The sequence below is a fragment of the Salinibacterium sp. G-O1 genome, assembly GCF_030063305.1.
GTDB lineage: Bacteria > Actinomycetota > Actinomycetes > Actinomycetales > Microbacteriaceae > Rhodoglobus.
The window spans coordinates 458,711-479,665 of the sequence record NZ_JASISV010000001.1 but is presented as its reverse complement, the minus strand read 5'-3'; the positions used below and the strand labels follow the sequence as shown (position 1 = coordinate 479,665).

Here is a 20,955-nt window from a genome sequence, read left to right as displayed (position 1 = left end):
TTTGCGGGAGACCGGTTGCGGGGCATCCAAGCTCATGGCATACTCTGGGAAAGCGTTTACCCGCATCCCGACTTCCCGTCTTAACGGACACAACCGAATGGATTGCACAATGGCAGAATCAGTTTCCCCAACGGTGGCGGCGACGTCGACCGGACCGCAGGTCCGCGAGATCGGCATCATCATGAACGGCGCAACGGGGCGCATGGGATACCGCCAGCACCTGATGCGCTCGATCCTCGCCATCCGCGATCAGGGCGGAATCGAGCTGTCCGACGGCACGAAGATCACCGTCAAGCCGATTCTCGTCGGGCGCAGCGAGGCGAAGCTTGCCGAGCTCGCCGCCCGGCACGGCATCGAGGATTACACGAGCGATCTGGACGCAGCGCTCGCCGACCCCCGCTGGGAGATCTACGCGGATTTCCTGGTGACGAAGGCGCGGTCGACCGCGCTGCGTAAGGCGATCGCGGCCGGCAAAACGATCTACACCGAGAAGCCCACCGCCGAGAACGTCGAGGAGGCGCTTGAACTTGCTCGTCTCGCGAAGGCTGCCGGGGTCAAGACCGGCGTCGTGCACGACAAGCTCTACCTTCCTGGGCTGCAGAAGCTCAAGCGCCTCATCGACTCGGGCTTCTTCGGCCGCATCCTGTCCGTTCGCGGAGAGTTCGGCTACTGGGTGTTCGAAGGCGACTGGCAGCCCGCCCAGCGTCCGAGCTGGAACTACCGCGCAGAAGATGGCGGCGGCATCATCGTCGACATGTTCCCGCACTGGAACTACGTGCTCGAGAACCTCTTCGGGAAGGTCAACTCTGTGTACGCACAGGCCTCGACCCATATCCCGACCCGTTGGGACGAGAATGGCGAGCCGTACACCGCCACTGCCGAAGACGCCGCGTACGGAATCTTCGAACTCGACGGAGACGTCGTCGCGCAGATCAACTCCTCCTGGACCGTCCGCGTCAATCGCGATGAGCTCGTCGAGTTCCACGTCGACGGCACACACGGCTCTGCCGTCGTCGGTCTGTTCGGCGCAAAGATCCAGAGCCGCAACGCGACGCCGAAGCCGGTTTGGAACCCCGACTTGGCAGACGACCACAACTACGACGGCGACTGGGCAGGGGTTCCGGTCAACGACGTTTTCCAGAACGGATTCCGCCAGCAGTGGGAGGAGTTCCTGGAGTCGTACGTGCTCGAGACGCCCTACGAGTTCGACCTGCTCGCCGGCGCGCGAGGTGTTCTGCTCGCCGAGGCCGGTCTGCAGTCAAGCCGCGAGGGTCGCAAGATCGAGCTTCCGTCGCTGACGCTGGACTGACCCCGGATGCCACACCTCACCCTCCTCGCGGCGTCCGGTGCGACATCGACCGTCGACCTCGCCGACTCCCCCGGGTACTCCAAGCCCGACGCCCCGCTGCGCAGTCGCGTTGCCTATGCGGCTGCCCACGTGGTGCCGAAAATTCACGCAGACAACACTCCCGGCCAGCCCGCCGATATCGACTGGGATGCCACGCTGGCGTTCCGTCGCGCAGTGTACTCGTGGGGCCTCGGTGTGGCCGATGCGATGGACACGGCTCAGCGCAATATGGGGCTGGATGCTGCCGCAACGCGTGAACTGATTGCTCGCTCTGCCCAGACCGCGCGCGAGGAGGGCGGCTCGGTCGTGGTCGGGGTCAACACCGACCACCTCGACGCCGAGGTCGTCTCGCTGAACGAGGTGATCGACGCCTACAAGGAGCAGCTCCACTTCACCGAGGAACAGGGCGCCGGCCCCGTTCTCATGGCCAGCCGTCACCTCGCCCGCGCGGCCCAGTCTGCGGACGACTACCGAAGGGTGTATCGCGAGGTGCTGGCAGCAGCAACGACGCCGGTCGTGCTGCACTGGCTCGGCCCCGCCTTCGACCCGATGCTCACCGGCTACTTCGGCAGTGCCGACTGGAGCGAGGCAGCGACTGTGCTGCTCGACGTCATCCAGGAGAACCCCGGCAAGGTCGCCGGCGTGAAGATGAGCCTGCTGGATGCCGCATCCGAAGTGTCGGTGCGTGAACGCCTCCCGGAGGGCGTTCGTATGTTCACCGGCGACGACTTCAACTACGTCGGCTTGATCGGCGGGGCGGATGTTCCGGATGCTCCTCAGCCGGAGCGCGACCCGCGCAGCCCGAGGCAGCACTCCGACGCGTTGCTCGGTGCATTCGCGGCCATCACGCCGGTCGCATCGGCCGCGGTCCAGGCGTTGGATGCCGGCGACTCTGCCCGATACCTCGAGATCCTCGCCCCGACCGAAGCACTCAGCCGCCAGATTTTCGCGGCGCCTACCTTCTATTACAAGACCGGCGTTGCGTTCCTCGCGTGGCTGAACGGGCATCAGAGCGCGTTCCAGATGGTGGGCGGATTGCACTCGGCGCGCAGCCTTCCGCATCTGTCACGCATTGTGGAGCTCGCGAACGCCGCGAACGCCCTCGAACAGCCAGAATTGGCCGCGCACCGATGGCATGGGATGCTGCGCCTGAACGGAGTCGACGCGTGAGCGCCCCGGATCCGCGCCTGTCGATCAACCAGGCCACCATCAAACACGCCGACCTCGCCACAGCGCTGCAGGTCACGCGCGCTGGCGGAGTCCAGGCGATCGGCCTCTGGCGCGAGCCCGTGCAGGAGGTGGGCCTCGCCACGGCATCAGCGATGCTGACGGATTCGGGGCTGCGGTTCACCACCCTGTGCCGCGGCGGCTTTTTCACGATGCCTGAGGGCGCCGCGCGCCGCGCATCGATCGATGACAACCGCGTCGCCATCGAGGAGACCGCAGCCCTCGCGAGCGCAGGGGCCGAAGGATCGACCGCGGTTTTGGTGCTGGTCGCCGGGGGGCTGCCCGACGGTTCACGCGATCTGATCGGTGCCCGCGAGCGCGTGCGCGATGCTCTGGGCGAGCTGGCTCCGGGTGCCGCGGCGGCGGGTGTCACGCTCGCGATCGAGCCGCTACATCCGATGTTCGCGTCGGACCGCGCGGTCGTCTCGACGCTCGGTCAGGCACTGGACATGGCCGCCGACTTCGATCCGGCAGTTGTCGGGGTGGCCGTCGACACATTTCACATCTGGTGGGATCCGGATGTTCTCGGCCAGATTGCCCGAGCGGGTGAGGAGGGGCGCATCGCGACGTATCAGGTCTGCGACTGGAAGACGCCGCTGCCCGTCGACGTGCTGCTCTCGCGTCATTACCCCGGCGAGGGAATCATCGATTTTGACACCCTGACGCGAGCGGTGATCGACACCGGTTACGACCGGGACATCGAGGTGGAGATCTTCAACGCCGACGTGTGGGCCACCGAGCCGGGCGAGACCATCCGACGCACGGCGACGAGCTTCGGCGCGACAGTCTCGCCGCACCTCGCCCGTCCGTAGTATTGCGGGGATGACCGATATCACCGCCGACCCCGGCCGCGATCGCCCTCGTAGCGCGTCGCCCACGCTGCACGACGTAGCGCGCCACGCCGGAGTCTCGCTGGCAACCGCGTCCCGGGTGCTCAACGGCTCGACCCGCAAGGTCGCCGAGTCGTACGGCGACCGCGTGCGGAGCTCCGCGGAGCTGCTCGGATACAGCGCGAACCTGTCAGCCCAGGCCACCGCCAAGGGAACCTCCGCCATCATTGCGCTGCTCGTTGCCGACATCGCGGACCCCTATTTCGGTCTGCTCGCCTCCGGCGTCGCGCACGGTGCTGACGAGGCCGGACTTGTCGTCACGATTGCCATCACCGAGCGGGACGCTGAGCGGGAGATCCGGCTGGTCCGAGCGTTGCGCGGTCAGCGACCGCGCGGCCTCATCCTCGCGGCATCACGCCGAGCCGAGACGACCGACCCCCGCCTGAAACATGAGCTGGATGCCCTGACCGCCGGAGGGGGACGCATTGTCACTGTCGGCCCCGGCGGAGGCGACTTCCCCGCCGTGCTCATCGACAACCGCGGCGGAGCGCGAGCGCTGGGGGTCGCGTTGGCCGCCCGCGGATATCGCTCGGCGATCGTTCTCGGTGCACTGGAGGGCGTGCGCACGTCCGACGACCGCATCGAAGGGTTCAGCGAGGGCTTCCGGTCGGGCGGCGGCGACATCAGCCGGGTGATTCGCGGAGGGTTCGACCGTGAGGGTGGAACGAGCGCAATGGATGAGGCGCTCGCCGGAGGCGTCGCGCCCGGCGCCGTCGTCTTCGGCATCAGCGATGTCATCGCGCTCGGCGCGGTGTCAGCCATCCGAAAAGCCGGACGTGAGGTCGGTGCCGATATCGCGGTAGCCGGGTTCGACGATATTCCTACGGGAAAGGATGTCACTCCCGCGCTCACGACCGTGCACGTGCCGCTGACTCAGGTCGGGCACGAAGCGCTCCGAGCGGTGCTCGACGACTCGTGGGTTTCCGGGGAGACGATCATCCTCGAGGTGTTGTTGCGCGAAAGCACTCCACAACGCTGACGTCGTCGCGACCCACACTCCGTTAGAAATACTACAAAGCACACCCCGGGGATGCGCCGAATCCCGAGATTTAACCCCATCTTGGCGGACTTTGTGTAGTATTACTACCAAATGAGCCAGGAGGACGAATGACGGAGTCCATTGACGCCCCCACCCTGTTGCGGGTTCACGCCGAAGGAAAGCTCACGGGCAGCACTCGGTCGTACCGCAAGACGCTCGGCGACATGGGCGGTGTTTACCGTGACTCCGCGGCCTATGCTCATGCCCTCGACACTCAGGGTGCCGAGCACCTCGTGTACTCCGTAGACGAACAGCGCTACAACTCCGGCCCCGGCTCGCTCATCGTCGGCACGAGCTGCGTTCTTCCCGGACGCTACGGGGACGAATTCGCCGTCACGCGCGGGCACCTCCACGAAGTCTCCGACCGGGCTGAGCTCTACTACTGCCTGTCTGGCACCGGGGTCATGCTGCTCGAGACCGTCGACGGTCGCAGTGAGGCTGTCCCACTCTCGCCGGGAGATGCCGTGAACGTGCCCGGCGAATGGATTCACCGCAGCGTCAACACGGGAGATGTGCCGTTCGTCACCCTGTTCTGCTACGCCGCGGACGCTGGCCAGAACTACGAGATCATCGCCGACGCCAACGGCATGCGAGACCTCATCGTCACGGATGGCGACGGCTGGACGACACGCTCAAACCCCGATCACACCGGTTACCAACTGACAGGAACAAAATGAACGACGCATTCCTCACGCTCGCGAAACTTGGAGTCGTCCCCGTGGTGGAGATCGCCGACGCCTCCACTGCCGTCGCCCTCGCCGACGCCCTGACGGCCGGAGGCCTGCCCGCCCTTGAGGTGACCCTGCGCACCCCCGCAGCGCTGGACGCGATCCGCGCCATCGCTGAGGCGCGACCGGATGTACTCGTCGGAGCTGGCACCCTGCTCGACGCCGGCATGCTCGACCAGGCCGTCGCCGCGGGCGCGCGCTTCCTGGTCTCACCCGGGCTCACTCCTTCTCTCGGCGACGCTGCCCGCGCATCCGGTCTTCCCTTCATCCCCGGAGCGGTCACCGCCTCCGAGGCCATGGCTGCCATTGATGCCGGATTCAACGTGCTCAAGTTCTTCCCCGCGGCCGCCTCGGGAGGCCCCGCAGCCATCTCGGCTCTGGCAGCACCACTCGGCGGCGCCGGCGTGAGGTTCATGCCGACCGGCGGGATCCGCGCCAACACCCTTCAGGACTATCTGGACATCCCCGCGGTCATCGCGGTCGGTGGCACGTGGATCGCCGACACCGCATCGATCAACTCCCAGGATTGGGACGGGATCACTGCTCGCGCGAGAGCCCTCACCAACAATGACCACTCATGACGCCGCGCACGTTCACCGCAGACACCCTCGAGCCCGCAGCAGTACGCACCTTCTATTTCATCGGTGTCTCGACCGGTTCCTCATCCATACGCACGGTGTTCCCGCGCTGGGCCGAGCACCTCGGCCTGGGAGAGGTGGAACTTGTCGGCATCGACCTGCCGATTCACGCTCCCGCTGAGCAGTATCGCGCGGTCGTGCAGTTCATCGCCGGCGACCCGCTGAGCCTTGGCGCCCTGGTGACAACTCACAAGATGGACCTGTACGCGGCGGCATCCGACCTGTTCGACGAGATCGACCCCCTCGCGTCTCTCATGACCGAAGTAAGCGCCCTGTCGAAGCGGAATGGTGGCCTTCGAGCGTCGGCCAAGGATCCATTCTCATCCGGGCTCGCCCTCGATTCCTTCATCGCCCCCGAGCTGTGGGCGACACCGCGTGAACTCTTCATCATGGGCGCCGGCGGATCGGCGATCGCAATGGACTGGCACCTCAGCCGGCCGGAGCGCGCCGCCAGGCCGACCGCCGTCATCGTCACCAACCGCAGCGCAGACCGGCTCGACATCCTGCGGCGGGTTCACGAGACTACAGCTTCCGACGTTCCACTCACGACCGTTGCGGTGGCCACCGCCGCGGAAAACGATCGGATCCTCGCGGGCCTGTCCGCGGGCGCCGTCGTGGTTAATGCAACGGGGCTGGGCAAGGATGCACCGGGCTCGCCCCTGAGCAACGCCGCCTCATTCCCGCGCGAGTCGTACGCCTGGGATCTCAACTATCGCGGTGATCTCGTGTTCCTCGACCAGGCTCGCGCCCACGCCGCGGAGCGGGTCATCACCGTGGTCGACGGCTGGGAGTACTTCATCCACGGCTGGACCCAGGTGATCGCCGAGGTCTTCGACATCGAGATCCCCACCTCCGGAGCTGGCTTCGACGAGCTCTCGCGCCTCGCCGGCGGAACGCGCGCCTGACATGACCGGGCGCGTGCTCATCACCCCCCGGTCACTGACGGCGGCAGGCCATCTCAACACGGCTGAGCTCCGACCCCTCACGGAGGCGGGCTACGAGCTCGTTGCCGGCCCCGCCGGGGTCGCCCCCGTGCTCTCTGACCTCGAACGCCTTCCCCGCGACATCGTGGGTTGGCTTGCGGGGGTCGAGAGGATCGGGGCGGCTGAGCTCGACCTGTTCCCCGACCTGCGCGTCATCAGCCGCAATGGTGCTGGCTCGGACACAGTCAACCTCGATGCGGCCGCAGCCCGCGGCGTCGAGGTTCTGACGGCCCGTGGAGCAAACGCTCGCGGCGTGGCGGAGCTTGCCCTCGCCCATCTGCTGGGGGGAATCCGTGGAATTGCCTCATCGCATGAGGCGCTGCGCAACGGTCGCTGGAGCCGGACTCTCGGGCGGGAGTTCCCCGACCTCACGATCGGCGTCGTCGGTTACGGCGCCATCGGCCGCCTCGTCGCCGAGTTCTGTCTTGCTCTGGGCGCGCAGGTGTTGGTGAGCGACCCCTTCGCCACAGTCGGCGACGGACCCGCTCGGCAGGTCTCACTGGCAGAACTGTTCGCTTCGTCTGACGCGATCACGTTGCACAGCCCACCAGCTCCCGACGGATCGGCACTCGTCGACGCGGCGTTGCTCGCCACGATGCCATCCGGTTCCACTCTGGTGAACACCGCGAGGTGGGGCCTTGTCGATCCCGGCGCGGCCCTTGCGGCCCTGAACAGCGGGCAACTCGGTGCATACGCGGTCGATGCGTTCGCCGAAGAGCCGCCCGTCGCGCATCCACTGTTGAGCCATCCGAATGTCACTCTCACCGCCCACCTGGGCGCGTATACCGACGCAAGCACTCGCCGTGCTGTCGAGTTCGCGGTAGCCAACCTTCTGGTTACTCTTGCTTCGGGGTCGACTACAGCCCACTGAGGAGCTAACGCCATGGCCCACGACCCCGGAATTCCGCTCATCGAGCACCTCGCTGCCCGCCTGCCGGAGCTTCGACGTTCCGAGCGCAAGGTCGCCGAGCTCGTCGCCAGCGATCCGGCATTCGTCGTCAACGCGACAATGGCCGCCGTCGCGGACGCCGCAGGGGTCACCGACCCGACCGTCATGCGGTTCGCCACGGCGCTGGGATTCGACGGTTTCCAGCAGTTCCGCCTGGCGCTGGCACAGAGCCTCGCGCTGGGAATGCCGGCGACCCTGTCGACGATCTCGCCCAGAGATTCCGCCGGCGAGCTCTCGACGAAGGTGTTCGATCACACGATCAGCAGCCTCGATCGCGCCCGCCGCGCCCTCGATCCGGAGCAGATCGAACGCTCAGTTGTCGCGATTCTGGCCGCAAACTCCGTGACGTTCCTGGGCTTGGGCGCGTCGGCCATCATCGCGGCAGATGCCGCCCAGAAGTCACCCCATTTCGGTGTCCCGTGCCTCGCACCCGGGGATCCTCACCAGCAGTTCATGGCGGCTGCCGTTTCCGGGCCTGGGCATGTTTTCGTGGCGATCTCCAATACCGGAGAGACCTCGTCAATTCTCGACATAGCGACAGCCGCCAAGGGCGCTGGAGCCACGGTGATCTGCATCACCGGGGAGGCCGACAGCTCCCTGGTCGGGATAGTCGACATCCCGATCATCGTGCGAACGTTCGAGGACACGGATACCCTCACGCCATCGGTGAGCCGACTGGCAGGTTTGGTGGTCGTCGACATCCTTGCCACAGCGGTGTCGCTGCGCCGTGGCAGCGCTCATGCGGCGCGGCTCGCCAGCATGAAAGAACAGCTCGCATCATTCCGACGCAGCCGCGTCGAGTAACCGAGCGCGAAAAAGGGCCCGATTTCCACCACAGAATCGGGCCCTTCGTCTGCGCTGACGGAAAGAAGGAACGCGAAGGGCCGTCAGCGCGCCTATCGCTTCTTGTGTAGTGCTGCTACAGAATATCAGAGAAAATCGACCAAGTGGGCACTCGAAAGCGGATATTTACGCGGGTTTCGTAGTGACGCTACTTCTACTCGGCAAAGTTCACGGGCAACACGATGGTTAACGATATATCGTTAAGTATCGCCGAGCGCGTTTGGGTGCTGGCGCAAAGGAGGACGTCATGAGCAATTCATCTATGGGTGGCGGGTTCACCGGACACCGCGGCGGGGCGGGCGACAGCTGGCCAGGCGGCGCCGTATGGGAAGCAATGGAGCAGTTGCGCGGTCAATTCGAGAAGAAAGTCGGCCCGAGAATGGGTCGAGGCGACGTGCGCGCCGCGGTACTCGCATTGCTGGCAGAGAAGCCGATGCACGGCTATCAAATCATTCACGAGATCGACGAACGCAGCAGCGGCGCGTGGAAGCCAAGCCCAGGCTCGGTCTACCCCACGCTTCAGTTGCTGGCCGACGAGGGTCTCATCGTTGCCGAGGAATCAAACGGTCGAAAGACCTACTCCCTTACGGAGGAGGGACGACAGGTGGCAGGCGCTGCGGCCGACACCAAAGCGCCATGGGACACGCAGGGCGCTCGCGAAAGCGGGCGGACTGGAGCGCTGACCAAGGCCGGCTTCGAGCTCGCCCAGGCAGCGACGCAGGTCGGGCGATCCGGGAGTGCTGAGCAGGTGAAGCAGGCTGTTGGCGTGCTCGAAGACGCTCGCCGTAAGCTCTACACCATCCTCGCGCAGGACTAAACGGGTGCCGGCAGCGCCGCTGCATCAGGGAGATTAGATGACCGAGACCCGCGCCATGCGCGCCCGCTACCGCAAGATTTTGCGATTCGCGGCACGTTACCTGGCTCAGGCGTGGTGGTTCGAGCTTTTCCTTCCCCGGTTTGGTCTCGCCGGGTTCGTGGCACGAGGTCGGCCGGCACGCCTGCAACACATCGCGCGCAGATTTCATGTGCTCGCTGTCGATCTGGGCGGTCTGATGATCAAGGTTGGCCAGTTCATGTCGTCCCGGCTCGACGTGCTGCCGCCCGAGATCACTAAAGAACTCGAGGGGCTGCAGGATGAGGTTCCCGCCGTCCCGTTTGATGAGATTCGGGTGTTCGCCGAAGCCGAGCTCGGGGTGCCGCTCGAGCGCGCCTTCTCCTTCGTCGACCCCGTACCTCTCGCTGCGGCATCCCTCGGCCAGGCTCATCGCGCCCGGCTGTCGAATATCGATGCGGAAGACACCGGACTGCGCGACGTCGTGGTGAAGGTGCAGCGGCCGGGTATCGACAAGATCGTCGATGTGGACCTCATGGCGCTTCGCCGTGTCGCCCAGTGGCTCAGTCGGATTCGACTCGTCTCCAATCGCGTCGACATGCCGGCTCTCGTCGAGGAGTTCGCGGCCACGAGCCTCGAAGAGATCGACTACCTGCACGAGGCGGCCAGCGGCGAGCGATTCGGCCAGGACTTCGCCGACGACGACAGGGTCGGCGTACCCGAGCTGGTGTGGGAACGCACCACCCGGCGAGTGCTGACGTCGCAGGATGTCACGGCGATCAAGATCAATGACGTCGACGGCCTGCGGGCCGCCGGCATCGACCCGGTCGAGGTGGCCGCGGAGTTTGCCGCGGTGATGTTCGACCAACTGTTCTTCCACGGTTTCTTCCACGCAGATCCGCATCCCGGCAACATCTTCGTCACCCCTCTCGCCAACCCGGACGGTGCCGGTCGTTCCTGGAAGTTCACTTTCATCGACTTCGGGATGATGGGCGAGGTGCCGGAGGGGCTCCGGAAGGGCCTGAGAAACCTCCTCATCGCGGCGGCGTCCCGCGACGGCAAGGGTATGGTCGACGGCATCCGGGATGTTGGTGTGCTTCTCCCCTCAGCAGACACGGTCGAGCTCGAGCGAGCGATGACCACCGCCTTCGCCCGCTTCGGCGGCATGGGTTTCGCCGAGCTGCAGGAGGTCGACCCGCGCGAGTTCCGGGCGTTCGCCCTCGAATTCGGAGACCTGGTGCGCACGCAGCCGTTCCAGCTTCCCGAGAACTTCCTGCTGATCGTGCGCGCGATGTCGATGACCTCGGGCATGGCGAGCTCCCTCAATCCGGCCTTCAACATCTGGGACGCCGTCGAACCCTACTCCGCTCAGCTGATCCGCAGCGAGGGCGGAAAGCTGGTGCAGGATGCCGCGAAGAAGGTGGTGTCGATGGCGAGCATTCTCGCGCGACTGCCACAGCGCGTCGACGACCTCACGACCCGCATCGATGAGGGCAGGATCGCGGTGCAGACCCCCAAGCTCGACCGTCGGCTCGGAGCGCTCGAACGCCTCGGCCGACAGTTGATCTCGGCCATCCTCTTCGCCGCTCTGTTGATCGGCGGCATCGTACTTCGACCTCAGGATGCTGTCTTCGGGACGGTCATGATGGTCGCGTCGCTGCTCCCGCTGCTGCACGCGCTGTTTGCCGGGACCATCGCGCGCCGCGGACCCCTCTAACCGCTCTGGCGCGCCGACCACTCGGATCGAAGAATTGCGTGGATGCCGGTATCGCTCCACTCGCCCTTCAGCCACATGTGTTCCCGAAAGTGCGCCTCCTCCCGCATCCCCAGCCGGCCACACAGCGCGACTGACGCGATATTGCGAGGGTCTAGTTCTGCGTACACGCGATTGAGTCCAAGGGTTGTAAAGGCATAGGCCAGCATCGCTGCGGCCGCCTCGGTGGCGTATCCCTTGCCCTCGAAGCCCGGGTGGAGGGTCCAACCAATCTCGGCCGTGACGTCGTCGACGCTCGTCAACTTGAAATAGGTGTGTCCGATTACTCTCCCGGCCTCCGGGTCGTCGGTCGTGAATTCCATGGCGAGCTGCAGGTCGTCACCCGGCACCGCGAGCCGGCCCATCGTTGACCACTCCTCGATCTTCAGTGCCACCGTCTCGCGCGAGCGCGGTTCGTGCAGCAGGAATCGACACACGTCCGGGTTCGACATGTAGGCGTGCACGTCGTCGACATCGCCGGAGGTCATCGCTCTCAGGAGCAACCGCGGCGTGCTGATGGCAGCAAACTCGTGTGCCCGGTAGTGGGGTGCCCGTCGAGGTGTCATGTTCGCCCTTCGAGGAGGTGTCTGCGCCTGAGGTCTGCGGTCGGGTCCGGGGTCTGCGACCCCGCCTACCGAGGCGAGCCTAGCGCCGCGTGTCGGCTCCGGCCCGATCCTCGCCTGCCGTGAGCGCAATTGCAACTGAGGGGTTGCGGTAGCCGATTCTTTGTGCAACCATGTGATTGCACAGAGAAAACGTGACGAAAGGGAACGAACACCATGCGCACGACCAATAACGAAGCATCCGTCATCGACACGACCGCGCTTACGGTACGCCGCACCATCACTATTGCTGCCCCCATCGACTCGGTGTGGTCTGCCGTCACCGTGCCTGAACACATCTCTCAATGGTTCGGCCGCGTTGAACTGAGCCCCGTCAGCATTTGCGCAACCGGAACCATCACGTGGCCGGAGCGCGCACCGCTAGCCCTGCGCATCGAGGCCCTGGACGCGCCACGGATGATCGCGTACCGCTGGTGCGGCGACGGACAACGCGAGGTCACGCCTCAACAAATGGATGAAGAACACTCGACGGTCTTCACCTTCACCCTCGAAGAGTACGAGGGTGGCACCCGGCTCACAGTCGTAGAGACCGGCTTCGATACGGCCTCAGATCCCATTGCCGACATGGAAGACCACCGCGGCGGCTGGGACGCGGAGCTCGACAAGCTCGTCGCGCTGTTGGAGCGCACCTCCTGATGACCGCGATGCTGGTGCCGGTGTTCGCCGCGCTCGGGGACGAGACCCGCTGGAGCATCCTCGCGGCTCTGGGCGAAGGGGATGCGTCGGCCTCGGCGCTCGCCGATCGCCTGCCGGTCTCACGGCAGGCGATCGCGAAGCATCTTGGCGTGCTGCAGCAGGTCGGCCTTGTGGAGTCGGTGCGCGTGGGGCGGGAGCTGCGCTTCCGTGCCGTCGGGGCGGAACTCAGCGTGACGGCACGAAAGCTTGACGCCATTGGTGCCGAGTGGGACCGTCGACTTTCGGCGATCAAGGCGATCGCCGAAAGCCTCCCGCGTCTCGAGGTCGAGTAATCGGCACCCTCCTGCTTGCCCGTTCGACCCAGCCATAAGACTGACTCGAATCCCGTACTTCTGCCCCATGTGCTGCGCCCGCTGCCGCGCCAGTCTGAGAAGGTGACTACTCAACAGACTTCGGCCCCGGCATCCCGGCGCCCACGCCTCAAAGGGCGCCCCATCTGGCTCGTCCCCACCGGCCTCATTCTGCTGAGCCTTGTGCCCGTGATCGCCGGCGCCTTCCGGCTCACCGAACTGACGGTCGGGGCCGAGGTCACGGACACCAATGCCCGGTTCTTCAACTCGCCTGTCCCAGTGGTCGCGCACGTTGTCGCCGCCACAATCTACCTGCTGCTCGGAGCCTTCCAGTTCGTGCCGCAACTGCGGCGCGGCCGCCCCAGCTGGCATCGTGTCTCCGGGCGCATCCTCGCTCCAGCGGGCGTCATCACGGGCCTCTCCGGGATGTGGATGGCCGTGTTCTACCCGCGTCCCGAATACGACACGATAGTCCGCGTGGGCTTTGCCGCCCTGATGGTCATGAGCATCCTGCTGGGCCTCCGCGCGGTCCTGCGGCGCGACATCCGCTCACACCGCGCCTGGATGATCCGCGGCTACGCCGTCGGAATCGGCGCCGGCACGCAGGTTCTCGTATTTCTCGCTTGGGTGCCCATCAGCGGGGGCGCACCCGTCGACGGCCCCACCGAGGTCGCCCTCCTGACCGCGGGCTGGATCATCAACCTCGCGATCGCCGAGATCGTGATTCGTCGGTCCGTAACATGAGGGGCATGATCGGGCTACTACGTTCGGCGTGGACCGCGCCCCCCGCGTATCCGGCGCCGCCGAAACGGGTCTGGCGCGACTGGTTGCTCGTCGCCGTGATCCCGCCGCTCGCCGTGATCGAGGCGATGCTGCGAAGCGACGTGCCGCAAATCGTGCCGGCGGCCGTCATCGCTATCGCCGGGGTACCGACGCTACTCTGGCGTCGCACCCGGCCGCTTCTCATGCTCGTGCTCGTGTTGGGAGCAATCGAGACGTTCCGGCTGGCGACCGGCGCCGACATCCAGCTCTACACCGTCGCTTACGTCTTGCTGCTCGTGTACGCGGTGTCGCGCTGGGGGTCGGGACGCTCGGTCGTCATCGGGCTGGCCATCATGCTCGCGTCCACCGCCGCGTCAACCCTGCTCGGACCGTTCGTGCTTGCCGACGCGATCAGCGGCTTCGGGATCGTGCTCTTTACGGTTACCGTCGGGCTGTTGTTCCGACTTAGGGCGGGTTCCCGGCTGCGGGAGCTTGATCGCGTGAAATCGCGTGAGCGCGAGGAACTGGCCCGCGATCTGCACGACACCGTCGCGCATCACGTCTCGGCGATCGCGATCCAGGCGCAGGCCGGCCTCGCGACCGTTGGCACCAATCCCGATGCCGCGACCGCCGCGCTCAGGGTTATCGAAGCCGAGGCATCACGCACGCTGGCCGAGATGCGCTCCATGGTGCGCGTTCTGCGCAGCGACGACTCGGTGGATCTTGCACCGGCCGCCACGATCGCCGACCTTTGGCAGCTGGTGGGCGGCGAGAGTGCGGTTCCGGCCGTCGCCGTTCATATCAGCGGCGATGTCGACGGCCTGCCAGCTCCGGTCGCGGCTGCCGTGTACCGGATCGCTCAGGAGTCCGTCACCAATGCCCGCAGACACGCGCGCGGCGCGACCCGCATTGATGTTCACGTCGCGGCTGATGCCGAAAGCGTGCGCCTGACCGTGCACGACGACGGGGCGACTGGAATGGCCGCGCCTGCCGGCTACGGAATCGCGGGGATGACCGAGCGCGCCGAGCTTCTGGGCGGCACGTGCAGTGCAGGTCGCGACCCCGAGGGTGGCTGGACCGTCGCCGCCAACCTCCCGCGCGCGGGAGCTGGCTCATGACGATCCGAGTGCTCGTCGCCGACGACCAGGAGCTGGTGCGAACCGGGCTGCGCACGATCCTCGACGCGCAGGATGGCATCGAGGTTGTCGGCGAGGCCGTCGACGGACAGGAAGCCGTGAGCCTCGCTCGGTCCTTGCGTCCCGACGTGTGTCTCTTCGATATCCGGATGCCGCGAGTCGACGGCCTCGAGGCGACACGGCTCCTTGCTGGGCCCGGCGTCGAGAATCCGATGTCAGTCGTCGTGATCACAACATTCGACCTGGACGAATACGTGTACGCGGCCCTGCGCGCGGGCGCCCGCGGTTTCCTGCTCAAGGACGCGGGGTCGGCCCTGCTCGCTCAGGCGATCCGTGCCGCTGCCGACGGCGAGGCGCTCATCGCTCCGAAAGTCACTGTGCGGCTGCTTGAAGCGTTTGTTCATCAGGAGCAGCGGCTCCCGCTAGCTCCGGCTCAGCCGATCGAGCCCTTAACCTCCCGCGAAGAGGATGTACTCGCCACCGTGGCCCGCGGCCTCAGCAACCTCGAGATCGCGTCGGAGCTGCACATCACACTCAGCACCGTGAAGACACACCTCACGAGCCTCATGACAAAGCTCGGCGTGCGCAATCGCGTCGAGATCGCGATCTGGGCGCTCGGGCGCCGCCGAAACAACTGACGAAGGAGAGGCGACATGGTCACCCTGGCCATGAACGGATGGGCCGAACGACCGGGTAGCCCGTCCCGCACCACCCGGCTGAATATCTCGATCTGCACTTGACACCCTTGTTGGGAGAAACGATGAACCCGTCCGCCCGCATCGCTCGTCTTACCGGCGTTGCTTACCTCACCTTCCTCATCACCGGGCTGCTGAGCCAGCTCGTCATCCGCCCACAACTCGAAGTGATGGATGATCCGGTCGCGACACTTGCGAACATCCTGGAACGATCTGAAGTCGCTAACGCCGCCGTCGCGCTTGAACTGTTCTTGGTGCTCACTCAGGCCCTCGTTGCACTCGGGTTCTTTGCTCTGTTTCATCGGGAGCGCCCCGTCGCCGCATACGCTGTCGCCACATTTGGGGTAGCAAATAGCCTGGTTCTTCTCGCAAGCTCGGCGATGCTCTCCGCGGCCACTCACGGCGCGAGCACGGCAGCGCTTGCGCCCGCAGGCGACGCGGCCGCCGGCGTGGCACTACTGTTCTCAATCTACGACTCGCTCTGGGCCGCAGGGCCGGTGTTCTTCGGGCTGTGGCTGCTGCCCATGGGATGGTTCATGATTTCGACCCGGCGGATGCCCGTATCGCTCGGCTGGGTGCTCATCGTTGGCGGCGGCGGCTTCATCCTGAGCGCCCTCATCGGCGCAGCGCTCCCCGCGCTTCCGAGCATCATCAGGGACACGCTGCTCGTGCCTGCGACGGTCGGGGAACTGTGGACCATTGCCTACCTGCTCATCTGGGCAATCCGACCGGCACCGGCCACGCACGTGCCCACCATGCAGAGCGCGCGATAGCCGACAAGAAGACCCCGTCACACCTGACGGGGTCTTCTGAGATGCCACGAGTCGCTAGCCGCGAGCCGGCGGGCCTCCCATGCCGCCCTCCATGCTTGCGGCCGCGACTCCCGCCGTCACCGTTCCGGCGGTTTGTCCGTCGACGGTGACCGTATAGGTGGAGCCGTTGACCAGGGCTGCCGCGGAGAGCACGACCGACTGGAACGACTTCACCGAGGTGAACTCAGCGACCACCGTTCCGTCAGCGTCGAGCACCTGCACGCTCTGACCGGCCACGTAGGTCTGGTCGAGCGCGGCGCTCAACCAGCCCTGCGCCGACGTGTCGTCGGGCGAGGTTGCCATGCCGGTCGTGCCGACAGCCAGCACGGTGCCGCCATCCACGACGATGGTGCCGTTGGTGTCGAGAGCTCCCTCGCGGTCGCTCGATGAGCCGAACACTGTCGTCGTGCCGCCGGTGATCAGGGCCGAACCATTGGTGTCGAGACCGTCACCCTCCGCCTCGACCGTGAGCTCTCCGCCGGTGATCAAAACCAGGGCGCCATCATCGGCCTCGACGATTCCCCCGACGTCGGTGGTGGTGCTGGTTCCGCTGGTGGCGTTGATCCCGTCATCACTGGCATGAACGTCGAGGCTGCCGCCCTCGATGGTGATGTAATACGACTCGACTCCTTCGTAGGAGTTCAACACCGAGGTCGCGCCTCCCGAGACGACCAGGTCGACCTCCGCCTTGAGACCATCATCCGTCGCGTCGATGGTGGTCGATCCGCCGGTGATGACGAGGTCGGTGTGCGCCTGCACCCCGTCGTCGCCCGCGACCAGCGTGAGGGTGCCGCCCGCGATGTGGACGTACCCGCGCGTGGCATCCTCCTCGTTGTCTGACTTGAGAGCATCTCCGCCGGCGTTGACCGTCACGGTCCCGCCCTCGATGGTCAGCGAATCCTTGCCTCGGAGCCCGTCGTCCGCCGCGGTGACGGTGATCTCACCCGAGAGAACCATGAGGTCGTCGAGGCTCGTGATCCCGTCATTCGCGCCGCTGGTCACCTCAAGCGATCCGTCGCCGGAGATAGTCAGGTCTGCGTCACTGAACAGCGCCGCATTCGCCTCTTCGTCGGCACCAGTGGAGGAGAGGATGTTGCTCCCGCTGAGCGACACGGCGACGTCTTCGGCGTTCAGAACGGCGATCGCGGCACTGGTCGAACTGGAGATCTGTGCCCCGTCGAGCACGAGGGCAACGACCCCCTCCTGGTCGGTGTTCACGACGACCTGACCGTCGAGCGTTCCTGACAGCACGTAGGTGCCAGCCTCGGTGATCGTCACGGTGGTGCCGTCGACGGACACGCCGGCGCCGTCGGCCGTGGCGGATGTGCCGCTGAGCGCGATGCTCACCGCCCCCTCCATCGACCACTCGTCGTCGTTCACGGTCGTCGAATTCGCGTTAGCGGCGAGCACCGCCGTGGCGGCCGCGCCCAGCTCGACGGTCGACGCGACGGTGCTCTCTGCGACGGTGGCATCGGATGCGGTGCCCGTCGCGACGGTGGCCGAGCATCCGGCAAGAAGCATGCCGCCGATGAACAGCGTGCTGGCGACGGCGGTAAGGGTGAATTTCCTGCTCTTCATGATCAAGCTCCTGAGAAGTGGCGGCGCAACACTCGCGCCCATTTGTTGGATGGAAGGTCTGGTCTGATGGCGGCAAGTCCGGTTCCGAACTTGGAGATGTTGACGGGCCGGTGGCCCCACCGCCAGAGCAGCCGGTCGATTTCGGAGGTGCGCGAGCCCGACTTCGACTCGATGATCACGAGGTCGGGGCGATGCATGATCCGGCCGTCGCTGCCCTCCCAGCTGAGGTTGTTGTCGATCGTGGCGCGGCTGAGGCTCGACTCGATGAAAAGGGTCGTGCGGTCGTAGCGGGTGACCAGGGTCGGCACCAGCTCCAGCCCGGCCGGACTATCGATGCCGACAGACTCCAGGGCACTGTCGGCATAGTCCCTCGCTGAGCCCGTGAGCCGGTCGCGGTGCTCCAACTCGTGCTCGATCCGGTCTTTCACCGTCGTGCTGCGTGCGCCACGGGTCTTGACCTCCAGCCACGTCTGCTGGGAGTCGAGGTACGACCGGGTGCGCAGCTTGAACCGGCGTCGACGGGCGTGCGCCGCCATCCGATAACTCAGCAGGTCGGGGGTGTCGAAGTAGACGGATTCGTACGAACTGGCGCGCTGGCCGTCGATCTCGAGAACCCTGGTCGAGGCATCCACTGCCGACAGCACCATGGCGGCGTCCACTCGGCTGAGCGCGTACTTGCGATCAACCCTGGTCTGCAGGGCCGCCTTCTCGTTGAGCTCCACCAGCGAGATGGGAGTCAGTCCGGTGATCGTAGTTGCGGTTGTCATCAGGCGTCCAGTCGCTCGTGTGTTTCAACGGTTCGGTACGAAGGTTCGAGTTGGTAGCGCACCTCGACGAGTGTCGAGTCGTTGATGAGGTCGACGTGACGCACCGTCACGTGGTGCACTCGCGCACCGAGCATCCCTTCGAGGGCCGCGGTGAGCGCCACCTCGTCGGTGTATGCGGTGTCGAGCTGCATCGTCTGCATCCGGTACGTTCCGAACAGCCTCGGGTGGTCGCCGACGAGCATGACGGCCAGCATCAGCACCATGAGACCGACGATCAGCGGGTCGATAGTGGTCGAGAGGCCGGCAAGCAAGCCCAGGGCGAGAGCCGCAAAGTAATACGCGATCTCGTGCTGCTTGATCTCAGAAGACCGGAGCCGGATGATCGACAGCACCCCAAACAGCCCGAGGCCGACGCCCAACCCCACGGTCATGTTCGCCAGAACCAGGGAGACCGCCAGCACCCCGACGTTCACGGTCAGGAAGGCGACGACCAAATCCTTGCGACGATGCCGCGGGAAGTAGAGGCCGAAAATGAGGATGACGATCGCGACGAGATCGATGGCGATCATGACTGCTGTAACCATGGGATGCTCCTGTCTGTGGTGACAAGGAACATCCCACCGGCAATCCCTATGAGCTTCCTATGACGATCCCATGAGCGGTGTGTGAGTGTGCGAGAGGCAGATCGCCCGCTACTCATACTCGGCCGCCGGAGACAACGGGTAGCTGGGTTTTGCGCGGCTCCCATATTCTGACCGGACACGATCATGGCACCACTGCCGCACGAAACGGAGTCGAGATGACCCAGGCCACAGAAAAGCAGTCGCGGCTGCGCGCATTCCACGAGAAGTTCCTCGTCGAAGTCCGTGAAGTCCCAGCGTCAACGAAACGCAAGTTGTACACGTGGTCGGCCGTGCTGATTGCCGTGGGCGTAACCGGGTTCGTGACGCTACTGGTGCTCGTGGCCAGCCAGGGCGAGGTCCCTGGGCTCGATAAGCCGTTCCACGAATGGCTCATCAGCACTCAATCCGGCACCGTGACCTCCGTGATGATCTGGCTGGCGGTGATCTTTGGGCCGGTGTCGTTGCCGATTATCGCCCTGGTCGTCGTCATCGCGTGGAGCTTCTTCTCGAAGCATTTCTGGCGCCCGCTCCTGCTGATTATCGGGCTTCTTGCCGGACTCATCGTCGTGCAGGTGGTCACCCGACTCGTGGGCAGGGAACGACCGCCCCTCGATCAGATGCTCTTCGGCTCAGACATGACCCCGTCGTTCCCCTCCGGTCACGTGGCCGGTGCTGCAGACTTCATGCTTCTGATCGCTTACCTGGTCTTCTCCCGTCGGGAGAGGCCACGCATCGCTGCGATTTCCTTCACTGTCGCGGTGATCCTCATCTTCATTGCCGGCATCAGCCGCATCTATCTCGGATACCACTGGCCGTCGGACGCGCTGGCCTCGGTGTTCCTGTCGCTGACCGTGCTCGGCGGGATCATCGCTCTCGATACCCACCGCACGATGCGCGTGACGGGTGAGAAACGCTAGAGGCGCGCGATGCGTGCGCGCACGAAGCAGTAGACGCCGTAGGCCATGAATCCCAGGCCGATGATTCCGAGAATGACCTGGCCGAGCGGCAGCTCAGCGAGCGTCTTGAGCGAGCCGTCGAGGCCCGCCGCCTGAGAGGGATCTGTGCGGAAGGCGGCGATCCCCAACAGGATTCCCATGAATGCGAGCGCGATCCCCTTGGCGACGTACCCGACGACGCCCAGGATGACGATCGGCTTGCCCGCCTTGCCGCTGGGCAGGTCGATGTCGTCGATGAAGCGGCGCTTGACGCCTTTCGTCACGAAGTACACCCCGACGCCGAAGACGACCAGTGCAATGGCCCACAAGACAAGAATTCCGCCCGGTGCAGCGATGAGTTGCGCACTCAAGGTGTCGACGTCTCTTTCGCTGCTGGATGACCCCCCAAGGGCGAACGTCACGGCCGTGCCAGCAACCGCCAAATAGGCAACGCCTTTGCCCGCCTCAGAAAGGAAATGCACAACCTTCTTCTTGGGGTCGGAACTGGGCAGCAGGAAGGCGCCGAGAATCAACCAGAAACCGAGGGCAGCGAGCGCGACTGCGGCCACCCAGAGGATGGCTGTTCCGCCAGGGTTCGCCGCGATTTGACTTAGGGCACCCGACTGGTCGGCCTGCCCTCCTGTTCCGGTGGCCACGCCGAAGGCGATGAGGCCAATCATGATGTGGACGAGGCCGTTGACGGCGAAGCCAGCTCGAGCCAGGAAGTGAAGCGCGTCTGAACTCCGGGTGTCGCGTGCGACCTTTTTGGCTGGACGTGTATTCATTGCGGCAGCGTACCGTTCACGTC

Annotated in this window: 23 protein-coding genes; 18 read left to right on the top strand and 5 right to left on the bottom strand. The window is 65.5% G+C overall.

Going from position 1 to position 20,955, the window contains the following annotated elements:
- Window positions 1–109: 109 nt before the first annotated feature.
- From QMG83_RS02355 to QMG83_RS02305, 11 genes are all read left to right on the top strand, one after another.
- On the top strand, window positions 110–1,309 hold the full coding sequence (locus QMG83_RS02355) for a Gfo/Idh/MocA family protein (RefSeq protein ID WP_283503761.1): 1,200 nt from the start codon (window positions 110–112) through the stop codon (window positions 1,307–1,309).
- A gap of 6 nt (window positions 1,310–1,315) precedes the next feature.
- Window positions 1,316–2,518 carry a dihydrodipicolinate synthase family protein gene (locus QMG83_RS02350; protein WP_283503760.1) on the top strand — a complete coding sequence of 401 codons (1,203 nt, stop codon included), beginning with the start codon at window positions 1,316–1,318 and terminating at the stop codon, window positions 2,516–2,518.
- A complete protein-coding gene (locus QMG83_RS02345; RefSeq protein ID WP_283503759.1) occupies window positions 2,515–3,387 on the top strand; it encodes a sugar phosphate isomerase/epimerase family protein in 873 nt (290 codons plus the stop codon). The genes QMG83_RS02350 and QMG83_RS02345 overlap by 4 nt, the downstream gene beginning before the upstream one ends.
- A 10-nt stretch (window positions 3,388–3,397) precedes the next feature.
- Window positions 3,398–4,444, top strand: a complete 1,047-nt coding sequence (locus QMG83_RS02340; protein WP_283503758.1) for a LacI family DNA-binding transcriptional regulator — start codon at window positions 3,398–3,400, stop codon at window positions 4,442–4,444.
- A 128-nt stretch (window positions 4,445–4,572) separates the two neighbouring features.
- Window positions 4,573–5,181: a glucose-6-phosphate isomerase family protein gene (locus QMG83_RS02335; RefSeq protein WP_283503757.1), complete on the top strand. Its 609-nt coding sequence runs from the start codon at window positions 4,573–4,575 to the stop codon at window positions 5,179–5,181.
- Window positions 5,178–5,813, top strand: coding sequence for a bifunctional 4-hydroxy-2-oxoglutarate aldolase/2-dehydro-3-deoxy-phosphogluconate aldolase (gene eda, locus QMG83_RS02330; protein ID WP_283503756.1), 636 nt, complete (start codon window positions 5,178–5,180; stop codon window positions 5,811–5,813). Before QMG83_RS02335 ends, eda begins: the two co-directional genes overlap by 4 nt.
- Window positions 5,810–6,775 (top strand): shikimate dehydrogenase family protein, encoded by a 966-nt coding sequence (locus tag QMG83_RS02325; RefSeq protein WP_283503755.1) that lies wholly within the window; start codon window positions 5,810–5,812, stop codon window positions 6,773–6,775. Before eda ends, QMG83_RS02325 begins: the two co-directional genes overlap by 4 nt.
- Window position 6,776: 1 nt before the next feature.
- Entirely contained in the window at window positions 6,777–7,724 is a 948-nt protein-coding gene (locus QMG83_RS02320) for an NAD(P)-dependent oxidoreductase (RefSeq protein ID WP_283503754.1), read from the top strand.
- 12 nt (window positions 7,725–7,736) lie between these two features.
- Window positions 7,737–8,606 carry an SIS domain-containing protein gene (locus QMG83_RS02315; RefSeq protein ID WP_283503753.1) on the top strand — a complete coding sequence of 290 codons (870 nt, stop codon included), beginning with the start codon at window positions 7,737–7,739 and terminating at the stop codon, window positions 8,604–8,606.
- Window positions 8,607–8,892: 286 nt separating this feature from the next.
- Window positions 8,893–9,462, top strand: coding sequence for a PadR family transcriptional regulator (locus tag QMG83_RS02310; protein ID WP_502948988.1), 570 nt, complete (start codon window positions 8,893–8,895; stop codon window positions 9,460–9,462).
- A gap of 37 nt (window positions 9,463–9,499) precedes the next feature.
- Entirely contained in the window at window positions 9,500–11,194 is a 1,695-nt protein-coding gene (locus QMG83_RS02305; RefSeq protein WP_283503752.1) for an ABC1 kinase family protein, read from the top strand.
- On the opposite strand, the gene QMG83_RS02300 is transcribed toward QMG83_RS02305, so the two are convergent.
- Window positions 11,191–11,796 (bottom strand): GNAT family N-acetyltransferase, encoded by a 606-nt coding sequence (locus QMG83_RS02300; protein WP_283503751.1) that lies wholly within the window; start codon window positions 11,794–11,796, stop codon window positions 11,191–11,193. The two genes, QMG83_RS02305 and QMG83_RS02300, sit on opposite strands and share 4 nt — an antisense overlap.
- Before the next feature lie 213 nt (window positions 11,797–12,009).
- On the opposite strand from QMG83_RS02300, the gene QMG83_RS02295 reads away from it, so the two are divergent.
- From QMG83_RS02295 to QMG83_RS02270, 6 genes are all read left to right on the top strand, one after another.
- A complete protein-coding gene (locus QMG83_RS02295) occupies window positions 12,010–12,489 on the top strand; it encodes an SRPBCC domain-containing protein (protein ID WP_283503750.1) in 480 nt (159 codons plus the stop codon).
- Window positions 12,489–12,821, top strand: a complete 333-nt coding sequence (locus QMG83_RS02290) for an ArsR/SmtB family transcription factor (protein WP_283503749.1) — start codon at window positions 12,489–12,491, stop codon at window positions 12,819–12,821. The genes QMG83_RS02295 and QMG83_RS02290 overlap by 1 nt, the downstream gene beginning before the upstream one ends.
- A gap of 102 nt (window positions 12,822–12,923) precedes the next feature.
- Window positions 12,924–13,583, top strand: a complete 660-nt coding sequence (locus QMG83_RS02285; protein ID WP_283503748.1) for a DUF2306 domain-containing protein — start codon at window positions 12,924–12,926, stop codon at window positions 13,581–13,583.
- A gap of 5 nt (window positions 13,584–13,588) precedes the next feature.
- Window positions 13,589–14,719, top strand: coding sequence for a sensor histidine kinase (locus tag QMG83_RS02280; RefSeq protein ID WP_283503747.1), 1,131 nt, complete (start codon window positions 13,589–13,591; stop codon window positions 14,717–14,719).
- The gene (locus tag QMG83_RS02275; protein ID WP_283503746.1) at window positions 14,716–15,375 is read left to right on the top strand and encodes a response regulator; all 660 of its coding nucleotides are present in this window, start codon (window positions 14,716–14,718) and stop codon (window positions 15,373–15,375) included. The genes QMG83_RS02280 and QMG83_RS02275 overlap by 4 nt, the downstream gene beginning before the upstream one ends.
- A gap of 122 nt (window positions 15,376–15,497) precedes the next feature.
- Window positions 15,498–16,205, top strand: a complete 708-nt coding sequence (locus QMG83_RS02270; protein WP_283503745.1) for a DUF4386 domain-containing protein — start codon at window positions 15,498–15,500, stop codon at window positions 16,203–16,205.
- 54 nt (window positions 16,206–16,259) lie between these two features.
- On the opposite strand, the gene QMG83_RS02265 is transcribed toward QMG83_RS02270, so the two are convergent.
- The 3 genes from QMG83_RS02265 to QMG83_RS02255 are packed head-to-tail and all read right to left on the bottom strand — an operon-like array spanning window position 16,260 to window position 19,173.
- Window positions 16,260–17,822 carry a carbohydrate-binding domain-containing protein gene (locus tag QMG83_RS02265; RefSeq protein WP_283503744.1) on the bottom strand — a complete coding sequence of 521 codons (1,563 nt, stop codon included), beginning with the start codon at window positions 17,820–17,822 and terminating at the stop codon, window positions 16,260–16,262.
- A 2-nt stretch (window positions 17,823–17,824) separates the two neighbouring features.
- On the bottom strand, window positions 17,825–18,589 hold the full coding sequence (locus tag QMG83_RS02260; protein WP_283503743.1) for a VTC domain-containing protein: 765 nt from the start codon (window positions 18,587–18,589) through the stop codon (window positions 17,825–17,827).
- A complete protein-coding gene (locus tag QMG83_RS02255; RefSeq protein WP_283503742.1) occupies window positions 18,589–19,173 on the bottom strand; it encodes a DUF4956 domain-containing protein in 585 nt (194 codons plus the stop codon). The genes QMG83_RS02260 and QMG83_RS02255 overlap by 1 nt, the downstream gene beginning before the upstream one ends.
- A gap of 215 nt (window positions 19,174–19,388) precedes the next feature.
- Here QMG83_RS02255 and QMG83_RS02250 point away from each other — a divergent pair, with 215 nt between their 5' ends.
- A complete protein-coding gene (locus QMG83_RS02250; protein WP_283503741.1) occupies window positions 19,389–20,129 on the top strand; it encodes a phosphatase PAP2 family protein in 741 nt (246 codons plus the stop codon).
- On the opposite strand, the gene QMG83_RS02245 is transcribed toward QMG83_RS02250, so the two are convergent.
- Window positions 20,126–20,932, bottom strand: a complete 807-nt coding sequence (locus tag QMG83_RS02245) for a DUF1206 domain-containing protein (RefSeq protein WP_283503740.1) — start codon at window positions 20,930–20,932, stop codon at window positions 20,126–20,128. The genes QMG83_RS02250 and QMG83_RS02245 overlap by 4 nt on opposite strands.
- Between the last annotated feature and the right edge of the window lie 23 nt (window positions 20,933–20,955).